General features: G+C 60.3%; 12 protein-coding genes. 2 read left to right on the forward strand and 10 right to left on the reverse strand.

Going from position 1 to position 13,552, the window contains the following annotated elements; genetic code table 11:
• Positions 1 to 28 precede the first annotated feature (28 nt).
• From panC to dksA, 9 genes are all read right to left on the reverse strand, one after another.
• On the reverse strand, positions 29 to 889 hold the full coding sequence (gene panC, locus ACA067_RS03750) for a pantoate--beta-alanine ligase (protein ID WP_497460659.1): 861 nt from the start codon (positions 887 to 889) through the stop codon (positions 29 to 31).
• Positions 886 to 1,686, reverse strand: a complete 801-nt coding sequence (panB, locus tag ACA067_RS03755) for a 3-methyl-2-oxobutanoate hydroxymethyltransferase (protein WP_497460660.1) — start codon at positions 1,684 to 1,686, stop codon at positions 886 to 888. Before panB ends, panC begins: the two co-directional genes overlap by 4 nt.
• A gap of 367 nt (positions 1,687 to 2,053) precedes the next feature.
• Positions 2,054 to 2,539 (reverse strand): 2-amino-4-hydroxy-6-hydroxymethyldihydropteridine diphosphokinase, encoded by a 486-nt coding sequence (folK, locus tag ACA067_RS03760; RefSeq protein ID WP_497460661.1) that lies wholly within the window; start codon positions 2,537 to 2,539, stop codon positions 2,054 to 2,056.
• Between the two features lie 3 nt (positions 2,540 to 2,542).
• Positions 2,543 to 3,943: a polynucleotide adenylyltransferase PcnB gene (locus ACA067_RS03765; RefSeq protein WP_497460662.1), complete on the reverse strand. Its 1,401-nt coding sequence runs from the start codon at positions 3,941 to 3,943 to the stop codon at positions 2,543 to 2,545.
• 837 nt (positions 3,944 to 4,780) lie between these two features.
• A complete protein-coding gene (locus ACA067_RS03770; protein ID WP_497460663.1) occupies positions 4,781 to 6,217 on the reverse strand; it encodes a sigma-54-dependent transcriptional regulator in 1,437 nt (478 codons plus the stop codon).
• 22 nt (positions 6,218 to 6,239) lie between these two features.
• The gene (locus ACA067_RS03775; RefSeq protein WP_497460664.1) at positions 6,240 to 9,194 is read right to left on the reverse strand and encodes a sensor histidine kinase; all 2,955 of its coding nucleotides are present in this window, start codon (positions 9,192 to 9,194) and stop codon (positions 6,240 to 6,242) included.
• Positions 9,178 to 9,354, reverse strand: a complete 177-nt coding sequence (locus ACA067_RS03780) for a hypothetical protein (protein WP_003176118.1) — start codon at positions 9,352 to 9,354, stop codon at positions 9,178 to 9,180. The genes ACA067_RS03775 and ACA067_RS03780 overlap by 17 nt, the downstream gene beginning before the upstream one ends.
• A gap of 77 nt (positions 9,355 to 9,431) precedes the next feature.
• A complete protein-coding gene (gene gluQRS / locus ACA067_RS03785; RefSeq protein ID WP_497460665.1) occupies positions 9,432 to 10,328 on the reverse strand; it encodes a tRNA glutamyl-Q(34) synthetase GluQRS in 897 nt (298 codons plus the stop codon).
• Between the two features lie 213 nt (positions 10,329 to 10,541).
• A complete protein-coding gene (gene dksA / locus ACA067_RS03790; RefSeq protein WP_007902025.1) occupies positions 10,542 to 10,982 on the reverse strand; it encodes an RNA polymerase-binding protein DksA in 441 nt (146 codons plus the stop codon).
• A 332-nt stretch (positions 10,983 to 11,314) separates the two neighbouring features.
• On the opposite strand from dksA, the gene ACA067_RS03795 reads away from it, so the two are divergent.
• Both ACA067_RS03795 and sfsA read left to right on the forward strand, forming a co-directional pair.
• Complete coding sequence (locus ACA067_RS03795; protein WP_497460666.1) at positions 11,315 to 12,487, forward strand: pyridoxal phosphate-dependent aminotransferase; 1,173 nt, start codon at positions 11,315 to 11,317, stop codon at positions 12,485 to 12,487.
• On the forward strand, positions 12,487 to 13,200 hold the full coding sequence (gene sfsA, locus ACA067_RS03800) for a DNA/RNA nuclease SfsA (protein ID WP_497460667.1): 714 nt from the start codon (positions 12,487 to 12,489) through the stop codon (positions 13,198 to 13,200). Before ACA067_RS03795 ends, sfsA begins: the two co-directional genes overlap by 1 nt.
• Here sfsA and ACA067_RS03805 read toward each other — a convergent pair.
• On the reverse strand, positions 13,197 to 13,514 hold the full coding sequence (locus ACA067_RS03805; RefSeq protein WP_497460668.1) for a Rieske (2Fe-2S) protein: 318 nt from the start codon (positions 13,512 to 13,514) through the stop codon (positions 13,197 to 13,199). The two genes, sfsA and ACA067_RS03805, sit on opposite strands and share 4 nt — an antisense overlap.
• Between the last annotated feature and the right edge of the window lie 38 nt (positions 13,515 to 13,552).

The raw sequence follows: 13,552 nt of genomic DNA on the forward strand, positions 1-13,552 counted from the left end.
CTTGCTCCCACAGGGGGATGGTGGTGATTCAGGCAGACGCGTCGAGGTTCAGGTGCAGGTTGTCGATCAACCGCGTGGTGTCGAGGAAAGCCGCCACCAGAATCACCAGGTCCCGATCCTGCGCAGTCGCCGGGCGCAATGTCTGGGCATGGCGAATTTCCAGGTAATCAGGACGCAGGCCAGCCGCTTCAAGCTGCTTGATCTGCGCAGAGATCAACGCAGGGAAATCGCGGTCGCCCTGTTTGATCGCCTCGGCGACTTGGGTCAGTGCGCGATATACAACAGGCGCAACGGCCCGCTGCTCTTCGCTGAGGAAACCATTGCGCGACGACAGCGCCAGGCCGTCGGCCGCACGCACGGTCGGCTCACCAATGATCTGGATCGGCATGTTCAGGTCATGGACCAGGGATTTGATCACCGCCAGTTGCTGGAAATCTTTCTGACCGAAAATCGCCAGGTCCGGCTGGACCATGTTGAACAACTTGCTGACGACCGTCGCTACCCCTTCGAAATGCCCGGGACGGCTGGCGCCGCACAAACCTTCGGAGAGTTGCGGAACACTGACTCGGGTCTGGCCGGCGATACCGTCGGGGTACATTTCTTTGACGGATGGCGCAAACAGCAAATGGCAACCGGCCTGGAGCAATTTTTCCTGGTCGGCGGCGAGGGTCCGGGGGTACTTGTCGAGGTCTTCGCCAGCGCCGAATTGCAGCGGATTGACGAAAATGCTCGCGACCACGAAATCCACCCGTTGGGTGGCTTTGGTAATCAGCGCGACATGACCGCTGTGCAGGTTACCCATGGTCGGCACGAAGCCGATGCGTTTGCCTTCGCTGCGGGCACGGGCTACGGCGGCCCGCAGTTCGCGTACGGTTTTGACGGTGTTCATGCAGAGAATCCGTGTTCGATACCTGGGAAAGATGCCGCTTTGACTTCAGCGACGTAAGCGCTCAAGGCCCCGTGAATGCTGGTCTGGCCAGACATGAAGTTCTTCACGAACTTTGGCACGCGGCCGGTGATGGACAGGCCCAGCATGTCGTGCAGAACCAGCACCTGGCCATCGGTGCCGCTGCCGGCGCCGATGCCGATCACCGGGATCTTGACCGCCTGGGTAATTTCTTCGGCCAGTTCACTCGGCACGCATTCGAGCAGCAGCATTGCCGCGCCGGCCTGTTCGAGGGAGATTGCGTCGGCACGCATCTGCCGCGCCTGATTTTCGTTGCGGCCCTGGACTTTGTAACCGCCAAGGATGTTCACCGACTGCGGCGTCAGCCCCATGTGCGCGCAGACCGGAATGCCGCGCTCGGCCAGCAGGCGGATCGAGTCCGCCAGCCACAAGGCACCTTCGACCTTGACCATGTGCGCACCGGCCTGCATCAACAGCGCGCTGTTGGTCATGGCTTGTTCGGTGGTGGCGTAGGCCATGAAGGGCAGGTCGGCAAGAATCAACGCATCGGCGTTGCCGCGTTTGACGGCTGCCACGTGATAAGCCATTTCAGCGGTGGTGACCGGCAGGGTGCTGTCGTGACCCTGTAAAACCATGCCGAGGGAGTCGCCCACCAGCAGCACTTCGACACCCGCTTCATTGCAAGCGTGGGCGAAAGTTGCGTCATAGCAGGTCAGCATGGTGATCTTTTCACCTTTTTGCTTGAGACCTTGCAGCGTGGTCAGGGTGATGGCTGGCATGAAAAGTTCCTCATTCAGGCGCTGTGGAAACTACTGCGAGTAACGCGCGTGATTCTTCGTTAAATACAGGCGCACGGTCTGTTGTCGTGCTTTGAAGGCCTGGATTGCGCCCTTTAACGCCGTATTGGCGGCAGCGGGACGCCTATAGTCGTGAGGAGAACTCGGGAAGTCAATTGGGTGTGTTACCGCGTTGTTACGTGTGGGGTGTTACCGGGGTAACTGATGCGTTTCAGCAACTACCGATCTCATGTTCGACACAAAACCAATGTGGGAGCGAGCTTGCTCGCGATAGCGGTGGATCAGCCAGCATCAATGTTGAATAACAGGCCGCTATCGCGAGCAAGCTCGCTCCCACAGGGGGGTGGCGTCAATTTTGGGAGAGGCGTTCCAGGCCGACGAACGGGCAGCTGGCGAGTAATTCTGTGAGGCTGCGGCCATCGGCCAGACGCAAGTCCACAGGCGCCAGTTCGGCCAGCGGATACAGCACGAAGGCCCGTTCCTGCAGATGGTAGTGAGGCACCTTGAGCCGAGGCTCGTCGATCAGCCGATCACCGAACAGCACAATGTCGAGATCCAGCGTACGCGGCCCCCAACGTTCCAGGCGCTCGCGGCCCTGTCCATGTTCGATCGCTTGTAGCGCATCCAGCAGCTCCAGCGGGGGAAGCGTGCTATCGAGGGCGGCAACCGCATTGGTGTAACGCGGTTGGCCGGGCAGCAGTGAATCACTTTGATAAAACGCGGAAACCCCGACCAGTTCGGTCTGCGGCAATTGTGCCAGCGCATCAACCGCGCTGCGCAATTGTTCGGCGGGGTCAGCCAGGTTGCTGCCCATGCCGATGTAGATGCGTTCCATGGATTACTCGCCCGTGGCGCTCGGTGCGCCAGCTGCGCGTTTGCGCTTGGCGCCACCACTGCGGCGACGTTTGCGCGGGGCGCCGGTGCCGTCATCCTTGCCGCTGAGGTCGCGGATCATGTCCCGACGTTCGCTGTCGTTGGCGTCCTGATAATCCGTCCACCATTCGCCCAGGCCATCGGTCTGCTCGCCGGCGCTTTCGCGCAGCAGCAGGAAGTCGTAACCGGCGCGGAAGCGCGGGTTGTCCAGCAACAGGTCGGCACGTTTGCCACTGCGGCGGGGCAGGCGCTCCTGCATGTCCCAGATCTCGCGGATCGGCATGGTGAAGCGTTTCGGAATCGCGATCCGCTGGCACTGTTCGGCAATCAGCTCATGGGCCGCTTCCTGCATGGCCGGAATGGGCGGCATGCCACGCTCCTGCAAACGCAGGACTCGTGCCGGCAGGGCCGGCCAGAGCAAGGCAGCGAAGAGGAACGCCGGGGTCACCGGTTTGTTCTGCTTGATCCGCAGGTCAGTATTGATCAGCGCATCACTGATCAGCGTGTGGGTGTACGTCGGGTTGTATTCCAGCGCTGCCGCACTGGCCGGGAACAGCGGGTCGAACAACTGCAGGTCGACCAGCATCTCGAAGGTGTCCGCGGCATGACCGGAGAGGAACAACTTGAGCACTTCTTCGAACAGGCGGGCCGATGGAATCTCGCGCAGCATCGGCGCCAGTTCGCGAATGGGCGCGGCGCTGTGTTTTTCGATGCCGAAATTCAGCTTGGCGGCAAATCGAACGGCCCGCAACATCCGCACCGGGTCTTCCTGGTAGCGTTGCTTCGGATCGCCAATCAGGCGGATCAGATGATTGCGAATGTCGTGTACGCCATTGGCGTAATCGAGAATGCGTTCGCTGACAGGGTCGTAGTACAGGGCGTTGATGGTGAAGTCGCGGCGTTGCGCGTCCTCTTCCAGCGTGCCGTAGACGTTGTCGCGCAGGATGCGTCCGCTCTCGTTGCGAGAAGACTGGTTGCTGTCTTCTTCCTCGTCATTTTGCGGATGATTGGCACGAAAGGTCGCGACTTCAATGATTTCACGGCCAAAGTGGATGTGAACCAGTTTGAATCGACGCCCGATGATCCGCGCATTGCGGAATTCGGCCCGGACTTGTTCCGGTGTGGCGCTGGTGGCGACGTCGAAGTCTTTTGGCGTGATGCCGAGCAGCATGTCGCGCACACAACCACCGACCAGGTAAGCCTGGTAACCGGCGTTCTGCAGGCGTTCGACGATATTCACCGCGTAACGGCTGAACTGCGCCTTTTGCAGCGAATGTTGGCCGCTGTTGAGCACTTCAGGCGTGCTGCGAATGTGTTGCGTATGACGCTTGGGAGAACGGAATGACTGGAACAGCTTCTTCAGCATGGGATGCACTGTTTGAAGGAATGTTCGGCCATAACGAAGAATGACCGCATGATGGGCGGGGATTCTAGCATTTAGTCGGGGGATGGTGTAGGAGACAGCAGATATGAGCTGTAAGCCGCATGCTGCTGGAGCACGCTTGCTCGCGAAGGTCGTGAACGATAACGCGGTAAACCAGATGCCCAGCGATGCCCTCGGGTTTTCGTCGGAGCGCCGTCCGGAGCAAGCCCGCTCCTACAGTCAGCAGGTGCGAGGAGGTCGTTGAATCTCAGAAACTACAAGGGGAGCCGAAGCTCCCCAAGAAAGTAGTTGCATGCTCTATTTTTATTTTTGATTCGGGCTTCTTGTTTTTGTTGAGTGCCCTCGCCATGAAGTTTTTCCTTCATGACCCTCCCAATCGGGAGCCAAGAGCAAACGGATTGCTTTGGTCGCTGTGTTGCAGTGATCTTGCGATCCAACCAGTTCAGGCACTGTCTGAGGACAGTTTTTATTGTTCTCGGCCTGGTCGTGGGGCATGCCCCAAATACAACGCCTCTCCAAAAGAATCAGTTAGCTGCGCCTCTCGCCGTCTTGTTTTTATTGTGCGTGAGTCGATTCGTCTTATTTTTATTGTCTTGTGCATTGCTTGTTATTGTTCTTGTACCAAACATATAGCAGGGGGCGTGCCAACTTTTGTGAGCCCCAGCAAAACAAGGGGTTGCGTGGTCTGGGCGGGTTTTTCGAGGCCCAAAAAAACCGGGGCTTCGTTACCGTAAGCCCCGGCTTCTGTTACGTGAGAAAGCTGAGGTAACAGTTTCTTCACGTTTGTCAGGTGTTACCCGCACATCGGACAGCTGCGGTTCAGCTCTCGCTGGCGACGCCGGTCTTGCGCCGCGGAATGCCCAGGCGCTGGCGGCGTTCCCACAGGCATTTGCGACTGACCCCGAGTTTGCGGGCCAGCTCGGTTTCGGTCATGTGGTCTTGATGTTCGAGAACGAAGTGCTGGAAGTAGTCTTCCAGTGACAGGTCTTCGGTCGGCTCATGGCTGTTGTTCCCGGCGTTGTTACCCTGTTGCGGCGCCAGGCCGATGAAGTCGTCTTCTTCCAGATCGCTCAGCTCGATGTCGATACCCAGCAGTTCGGCGGAAATCTCCGGGCTCTCGCACAGGATGACCGCGCGCTCGACGGCATTTTCCAGCTCGCGAACGTTACCCGGCCAGGAGTAGTGACGAATCGCCTGCTCGGCGTCCGCGGCAAACCTCAGGTCGGTGCGATTGACTCGTGCGCTCTGCCGCGCCAGGAAGGCATTGGCAATTTCGTTGACGTCCGCACCGCGCTCGCGCAGGGCCGGCAGTTTCAAGGCGATCACGTGGAGGCGGTAGTACAAGTCTTCCCGGAACTGGCCGATCTTCGCCAGGCTCTTGAGGTCCCGGTGAGTCGCGGCGATCAGGCGTACATCGACCTTCTGCGACTGCACCGAGCCAACCCGACGAATTTCGCCTTCCTGCAGCACGCGCAGCAGGCGGGCCTGGGCTTCCAGCGGCAGTTCGCCGATTTCGTCAAGGAACAGGGTGCCGCCATCGGCCGCTTCCACCAGGCCCGCACGCCCGGCGCTGGCGCCGGTGAACGCGCCTTTTTCGTGGCCGAACAGTTCGGACTCGATCAGGCTTTCCGGAATGGCTGCGCAGTTCACCGAAATCATCGGCGCCTTGGCGCGTCTGGACAGGTTGTGCAGGGCACGCGCCACCAGTTCTTTACCGGTACCGGACTCGCCCTGGATCAGGACATTGGAGTCGGTCGGCGCGACTTTGCGGATCTTGCTGTACAGATCCTGCATGGGCGGACACGAGCCGATAATGCCGATCTCACCGTTGCTGTTGTCGATACCCGGTTTTGCCGCGCCATTGCTGGCTTTGCCAGCGACAGGTTCGCTACTGGTTTGCGCCGATTGCCGGTCACGCAGGATGCGCGCGACGGCCTGGAGCATTTCGTCATGATCGAAAGGCTTGGCGATGTAATCCACCGCGCCCATCTTCATCGAGTCGACCGCCGAACGCAGGCTGGCGTAGCTGGTCATGATCAGCACCGGCGTGCCCTGGCCAAGCTTGATCAGCTCGGTGCCCGGTGCGCCAGGCAGGCGCAGGTCACTGACGATCAGGTCGAACGTGGGAATAGTGAAGCGTTCTTGTGCTTCCTGCACTGAACCGGCTTCGCTGACCTGGTACTGGTTACGTTCCAGCAGGCGGCGCAAGGCGGAGCGGATGATTGTTTCGTCTTCGACGATCAAAATGTGCGGCATTGATTCGATACTCTCGACGGTCTCAGTTCACAGCGGACGTCGCTTCGACATGACGCGGCAATGTCACCCGGATACGGGTGCCGCGTTGGCTTTGTACATCAGCCGGGCTGTCGATGGTGATTTGTCCATAATGCTCTTCAACGATGGAATAGACCAGTGCAAGGCCCAGACCGGTGCCTTCGCCAGGATCCTTGGTGGTGAAGAAAGGTTCGAACAGTCGGTCCATGATGCTCGAGGGAATACCGCTGCCTTCGTCTTCCACGATCAGATCGACCGTGTGTTCGCCGGCTTCGCTTTTAACTCGCACCGCACTGCCGGGAGGCGAGGCGTCACGGGCGTTCGAGAGCAGGTTGATCAGTACTTGCGCCAGGCGCTGCGGATCACCTTCGACCCAATGATCGGGGTCGCACAGATTATAGAACTGCACTTCGAAATTGCGTCGGTTCAGGGCCAGCAGGCCAATGGCATCCTGAGCCACTTCGGCCAGACAGACGGGCTCGTCGCTGTGCTGATGACTGCCGGCGTGGGCGAAGCTCATCAGCGACTGGACGATACGTGACACGCGTTTGGTCTGTTCGAGGATCTGCCCGCTGATTTCCTTCAGTTCGCTGTCTTCTTCGCGCTCTTCACGCAGGTTCTGCGCCAGACAGGCAATGCCGGTGATCGGGTTGCCGATTTCATGGGCCACGCCGGCGGCCAGGCGGCCGATGCTGGCCAGTCGCTCGGAGTGCACCAGTTTGTCTTCGAGCATCTGGGTTTCGGTCAGGTCTTCCACCAGCAGCACCAGGCCACTGTTACCCGGCGCCAGGGGTTCATCGATCGCCGCTTTGTGCAGGTTCAGCCAGCGGGTCTGGCCGTCGAGGGCCAGATGCTGCTTGTGCAAGTGCTCGTCGGGCAGATTGATGAAGCCTTGCAGCAGTGCTTTCCACGGATCGGCGATGGTGCTCAGGCGCGAGCCGACCACACGTTGTGCGGCAATCCCGGTCAATTCCTCCATGGCTTTGTTCCACATGAGGATTTCCTGATCCTTGGCCAGCGAGCAGACGCCCATCGGCAATTCCTGCAAGGTCTGACGGTGGTAGCGGCGCAGGGCATCGAGTTCGGCGGCAAGGCCGGTGAGGCGCGAATGGTAATCCTCGAGCCGGCTTTCGATGAAGTGGATGTCTTCCGTCACGTAGTTTTCGCCGCCGGCCTTATAGGGCAGGAAGGTTTCGACCATGTCCTGGGCCACGCTTGGCCCCATCAGGCCGGACAGGTTGGCTTCGATTCGGTCACGCAACCGGCGCAGGGCGTAAGGCCGGCGCTCGTCGAATGGCAGATAAAGGTCGCGCAGGGCTTGCTCGACTTCTTTCTGTGCAGCCTTGGCGCCCAAGGGTTTTGCCAGCTGCGTGGCGAACTCCTGGGGCGAGGCGGCGTGCAGTTCCCGGCGTTGCGGGCGACGCACATTGTCCACGGCGCAGGCTTCGGCGGCGCTGGCCTCTTCGGCGCTGGCATTGGTGAACAGCGAAATCAGGGTGAACATCAGCACGTTGGCCGCCAGCGACGCGATGGCCGCCATATGCCAACTGGTGTCGTCCAGCACGTAGATCATGTTCAGCAGCGGAATATAGAAACCCTGCAGATTGCCCACCAGCGGCAGCAACATGGTGACCAGCCACACCAGAATCCCGGCGAGCAGACCGGCGATGAAACCGCGGCGGTTGGCGGTCGGCCAGTACAGGACCGACAGCACGCCCGGCAGGAATTGCAGGGTGGCGACGAAGGCGACGATGCCAAGGTTAGCCAAGTCCTGCTCGGCGCCCAGCATCAGGTAGAAACCGTAGCCTGCCATGATGATCGCGACGATCAGTGCCCGGCGGGTCCACTTCAGCCAGCGGTAGATATTGCCTTCGGCCGGCGGCTGGTAGAGCGGCAACACCAAGTGGTTCAGCGCCATCCCGGACAGCGCCAGGGTGGTGACGATGATCAGCCCGCTGGCCGCCGACAAGCCACCGATGTACGCGAGGAGCGCCAGGGCTTTGCTGTTGGCGGCGATACCGATGCCCAGGGTGAAGTATTCCGGGTTGGTGGTGGCGCCGAGTTTCAAGCCAGCCCAGAGAATCAACGGCACGGCCAGGCTCATCAGCAGCAGGAACAGCGGCAGGCCCCAGCTGGCGCTCACCAGAGAGCGCGGGTTGAGGTTTTCGGTAAAGGTCATGTGATACATGTGCGGCATCACGATCGCCGAGGCGAAGAACACCAGCAGCAGCGTGCGCCATGGTCCTTCCTGTAGCGGCGTATGCAGGGCGGCGAGGGCGGTCTGGTTTTGCAGCAGCCAAAGCTCAAGCTGTTGCGGGCCGTCGAACACGCCATACAGGGCATACAGGCCGACACCGCCAATGGCGATCAACTTGATCACGGATTCGAAGGCAATCGCGAACACCAGGCCTTCATGCTTCTCGCGGGTGGCAATATGGCGCGAACCGAAGAAAATCGTGAATAAGGTAATCAGGGCGCAGAAGCTCAAGGCCACGCGATGCTGGACTGGTTCGCGGGTGAGGATGCCGATGGAGTCGGCCACCGCCTGGATCTGCAAGGCCAGCAATGGCAGCACGCCGATCAGCATGAAGATGGTCGTCAGTGCCCCGGCCCAGGTGCTGCGGAAGCGGAACGCGAACAAATCGGCCAGAGAAGACAGCTGATAGGTGCGGGTGATCTTCAGGATCGGATACAGCAACACCGGCGCCAGCAAAAACGCCCCGGAGACCCCGAGGTAACTGGACAGAAAACCATAGCCATACTGGTAGGCCAGGCCCACCGTGCCGTAAAACGCCCAGGCACTGGCGTAGACGCCCAGCGACAGGGTGTAGGTCAGCGGGTGGCGAATGATCGCCCGCGGGATCATGCCCCGTTCGCTGACCCAGGCGACGCCGAACAGTACCGCCAGGTAGGCGGCGCTGATCAGGATCATCTGGGTCAGGCTAAAGCTCATCGGCATCTTTTTGGCTCTGCAGGATGAAGGTCACGACGATCAGGATCAGCCAGAGCAGATAGGGGCGATACCAGGCGCCAGTAGCGTCGATCCACCAATCCATGATGGCCGGGGAAAACAGATAAATCCCCACTACCAGGAGCAGGACCAAGCGATAGATGTACATCCCGGCCTCTCTTCTTTATGCGCGTGCCCGAAAACGTGCGGCGATGGTAACGGATGGGCGCGCCACTGCAAGTGGGATCACTGTAGTTGCGCTTCGGGCAAGTTGGGGGTGCGCGGGATCTTCAGTGCATCCCAGTGGGCGATGCCCCAGTCCAGCACTTCCCGTGGTGTGGCGTATGCCAGATCGGCGCCCGGGTCTTGTCCGAGTGCGCGCAATGCCCGCAGCAACAAGGGCGTCGCCTGATCTTCGCTCAACGGCGCCGAACGGTAGGACTTGCCGAGCTTGTTGCCGTCGGGCTGGGTGATCAGCGGGATATGCAGGTAGCGCGGTTGCGGCAGGCCAAGCAGTTCTTGCAGGTAGAGCTGACGCGGGGTGGAGTCCAGCAGGTCGGCGCCCCGGACAATATCGGTGATGCCTTGCCAGGCATCGTCCAGCACCACCGCCAGTTGATAGGCGTAGAGTCCGTCGCGGCGGCGGATCACGAAATCACCGACTTCCCGCCCCAGGTGCTGGCGGAATTCACCCTGGACCCGGTCGATGAAGTGGTATTCCAGCTCGGGGACACGCAGGCGAATCGCGGCATTTTCGGTGCCGTGACCGGCGTTGCGGCACAGGCCCGGATAAATTCCGTGATAGCGCTCCAGTTGTTTGCGCGAACAGGTGCAGGCGTAGGCCAGGCCATGATTGAACAGACGATTGAGCACTTCGGCGTAGGCCTCGTGCCGGTCACTCTGTCGGACCATCTCGCCATCCCATTCGAACCCATAGCTTTCCAGGGCCTTGAGAATGGCCGCCTGGGCACCGGGTTCTTCCCGCGGCGGATCGAGATCTTCCATGCGCATCAGCCAGCGACCACCCACCGAGCGCGCGTCGAGGTACGAAGCCAGTGCGGCGACCAGCGAGCCGAAATGCAGATGGCCGCTTGGCGTGGGGGCGAAGCGTCCGATGTAGGCGGGGGAAGTGATGGCAGTCATGGCTGGATATTACTTTGTTGGCGCCTGATAAGCGCACGGCTTGATACCGCTATCGCGAGCAAGCTCGCTCCCACATTTGATCTGCGGCGTTCACAAATCCAGTGTGGGAGCGAGCTTGCTCGCGATGGCGATCTTAAAGTCACAGCAGGTATCAGCGAATATCAGAAACAAAAACGGAGCGTTCGCACGCTCCGTTCATCGTTCAAGTCGAGATTACTTGCCGACTTGTTTTTCCTTGATTTCCGCCAGGGTCTTGCAATCGACACACATGTCGGCAGTAGGGCGGGCTTCCAGTCGCTTGACGCCGATTTCGACGCCGCAGGACTCGCACCAGCCATACTCTTCGTCTTCGATCAATTGCAGGGTCTTGTCGATTTTCTTGATCAACTTGCGCTCGCGATCACGGGCGCGCAATTCGAGGCTGAATTCTTCTTCCTGGCTGGCACGGTCTGCCGGATCCGGGAAGTTGGCCGCTTCGTCTTTCATGTGATCAACCGTACGGTCGACTTCCTGCATCAAGTCCTGTTTCCACTTGTTCAGGATCTTGGTGAAGTGAGCGCGCATGGGCTTGCCCATGTATTCCTCGCCCTTCACTTCTTTGTAGGGTTCGAAACCGCTGATCGACTGATTTTGCTGCTTTGCTTGGGTGGGCATGAAATGGACCGCCTCTACTCTTGTAATCCATTGCGCAGGATTGCTCCATCACCGACACCTGCCGGCCCTGCGGCTGCAAGCGGGCGAACTTACCAGATCAAATCGGGCCGCGCTACTCCCGGATGTCGAGGCAGTGGCCTTCAGTGCTTGCAAATGTATGAGAAGCCTTGTCTGGTGGTGCTGGAGGCCTGATCAAATATTGATTTTAGTCAAACCTGGGACACACGCTTGAGTCGTTTGAGACCAGAGTTATATGGCTCTGACCGCTTTAGGTTCTCGCTCGTTCCTGCGCTTGGGTAGAATCGATTCTTTTCCCTGTTGAAGGAAGGCTAATGGCTCAGCCCTACAGTGCCCGCAGTCGCGCGATCGAACCTTTCCACGTCATGGCGCTGCTGGCGCGGGCCAATGAACTGCAAGCCGCCGGCCACGACGTGATTCACCTGGAAATCGGCGAGCCGGACTTCACCACCGCCGAGCCGATCATCCAGGCCGGCCAGGCGGCACTGACGGCGGGCAAGACCCGTTACACCGCTGCCCGCGGCATCCCTGAATTGCGCGAGGCCATTTCCGGCTTCTATCAGCAGCGTTACGGGTTGAATATCGATCCGCAGCGCATCCTCATCACCCCGGGCGGCTCTGGCGCGCTGTTGTTGGCCAGCGCCCTGCTGGTGGACCCGGGCAAGCACTGGCTGCTGGCGGACCCGGGGTACCCGTGCAACCGGCATTTCCTGCGGCTGGTGGAAGGCGCGGCGCAGCTTGTTCCGGTCGGTCCGGACGTGCGTTATCAGCTGACGCCGGACCTGGTGGCCCGTCATTGGGATCACGACAGTGTCGGTGCGCTGGTGGCGTCGCCGGCCAATCCAACCGGGACGATCCTGACTCGCGACGAGTTGGCGGGCCTGTCCGCCGCCATCAAAGTGCGCCACGGTCATCTGGTGGTGGACGAGATCTATCACGGCCTGACCTACGGCACCGACGCGGCCAGCGTGCTGGAAGTCGATGACAGTGCCTTTGTCCTGAATAGTTTTTCAAAGTATTTCGGGATGACCGGCTGGCGACTCGGCTGGCTGGTGGCGCCCGAAGCCGCGGTCGGTGAGCTGGAAAAACTCGCCCAAAACCTCTACATCAGCGCCCCAAGCATGGCCCAGCACGCCGCACTGGCCTGCTTTGAGCCAGCAACCATCAGCATCCTGGAAGAGCGTCGCGCCGAATTTGGCCGGCGTCGGGACTTCTTGCTGCCGGCCTTGCGGGAATTGGGCTTCGGCATCGCCGTGGAACCAGAGGGGGCTTTTTACTTGTACGCTGATATCAGCAAGTTCGGCGGTGATGCCTTCGCGTTCTGCCGACATTTCCTCGAAACCGAGCATGTGGCGATCACCCCTGGACTGGACTTCGGACGTTATCAGGCCGGGCATCACGTGCGGTTTGCCTATACCCAGAGTCTGGTGCGCTTGCAGGAAGCGGTCGAGCGGATTGCGCGCGGTTTGCGCAGCTGGCAAGGCTGATGCGCTTTCATCCTCCACTCGAAGAAGGTCGCCTGATCCGTCGCTACAAGCGTTTTCTCGCGGATATCGAGACCGTTGACGGCGAGTTGCTGACCATTCACTGCCCGAACACCGGTTCCATGCTCAATTGCCAGGTCGAGGGCGGACAGGTCTGGTTCAGTCGATCCAATGATCCGAAACGCAAATTGCCCGGCACCTGGGAAGTTGGCGAAACCCCGCAGGGGCGGCTGTTTTGCGTGAACACCGGGCGGGCCAACGGCTTGATCGAGGAGGCGTTGCGGGCCGGCGTCATCACCGAGCTGAACGGCTTTAGCGGGCTGAAGCGCGAAGTAGCCTATGGCCAGGAAAGCAGCCGCATCGATTTCCGCCTCGATTACCCGAGCGGACCGGCCTATGTGGAAGTCAAAAGTGTCACCCTGGGCTACGACGGCTCCTTGGTGGCGGCATTCCCCGATGCGGTGACCCAGCGCGGGGCCAAGCATTTGCGGGAGTTGGCCCATTTGGCCCGGGATGGGATTCGCGCGGTGCAATTGTATTGCGTGAACCTCACCGGTATCGATGCGGTGCGTCCCGCAGAAGAAATCGATTCAGCCTACGCCTCTGCGCTGCGTGAGGCGGTGGCCTGTGGGGTCGAGGTATTGGCCTACGGCGTTCGGTTGACCCACGAAGAGATGGTGGTCGATCGACGACTGGACGTGTTGCTCAACGGCTAAAGACTGACCCAGATCCCTTGGTCGTCCTCGCGGCAGGCGACGCTCGACAGGGATTGCCCGGCGCACGGGCCGGCGACGCATTCGCCGTCTTCAATCAGAAACAGTGCGCCGTGGGTGGCGCACTGGATCAGGCTGTTGCTGGGGTCGAGAAACTGGTTGGGGGTCCATTCCAGCCCGACGCCACGGTGCGGACAGCGATTGATATAGACGTAAACCTGGCCGCCCCGGCGCACGGCAAAGAGTTTCTGGCCGTCGATGTCGAAACCGCGGCTGCTGTTATCGGCCAGCTCGACGCCGGTACAAAGAAACTTCATGTCTATCCTCAAGTGCCACGTCTGGTGACCGGATATGT

This window comes from Pseudomonas sp. LBUM1674 (genome assembly GCF_059695635.1).

Coding starts and splice junctions, on each gene's coding strand:
- panC (WP_497460659.1), bottom strand. CDS start 889: ATGAACACCGTCAAAACCGTACGCGAACTGCGGGCCGCCGTAGCCCGT.
- panB (WP_497460660.1), bottom strand. CDS start 1,686: ATGCCAGCCATCACCCTGACCACGCTGCAAGGTCTCAAGCAAAAAGGT.
- folK (WP_497460661.1), bottom strand. CDS start 2,539: ATGGAACGCATCTACATCGGCATGGGCAGCAACCTGGCTGACCCCGCC.
- ACA067_RS03765 (WP_497460662.1), bottom strand. CDS start 3,943: ATGCTGAAGAAGCTGTTCCAGTCATTCCGTTCTCCCAAGCGTCATACG.
- ACA067_RS03770 (WP_497460663.1), bottom strand. CDS start 6,217: ATGCCGCACATTTTGATCGTCGAAGACGAAACAATCATCCGCTCCGCC.
- ACA067_RS03775 (WP_497460664.1), bottom strand. CDS start 9,194: ATGCCGATGAGCTTTAGCCTGACCCAGATGATCCTGATCAGCGCCGCC.
- ACA067_RS03780 (WP_003176118.1), bottom strand. CDS start 9,354: ATGTACATCTATCGCTTGGTCCTGCTCCTGGTAGTGGGGATTTATCTG.
- gluQRS (WP_497460665.1), bottom strand. CDS start 10,328: ATGACTGCCATCACTTCCCCCGCCTACATCGGACGCTTCGCCCCCACG.
- dksA (WP_007902025.1), bottom strand. CDS start 10,982: ATGCCCACCCAAGCAAAGCAGCAAAATCAGTCGATCAGCGGTTTCGAA.
- ACA067_RS03795 (WP_497460666.1), top strand. CDS start 11,315: ATGGCTCAGCCCTACAGTGCCCGCAGTCGCGCGATCGAACCTTTCCAC.
- sfsA (WP_497460667.1), top strand. CDS start 12,487: ATGCGCTTTCATCCTCCACTCGAAGAAGGTCGCCTGATCCGTCGCTAC.
- ACA067_RS03805 (WP_497460668.1), bottom strand. CDS start 13,514: ATGAAGTTTCTTTGTACCGGCGTCGAGCTGGCCGATAACAGCAGCCGC.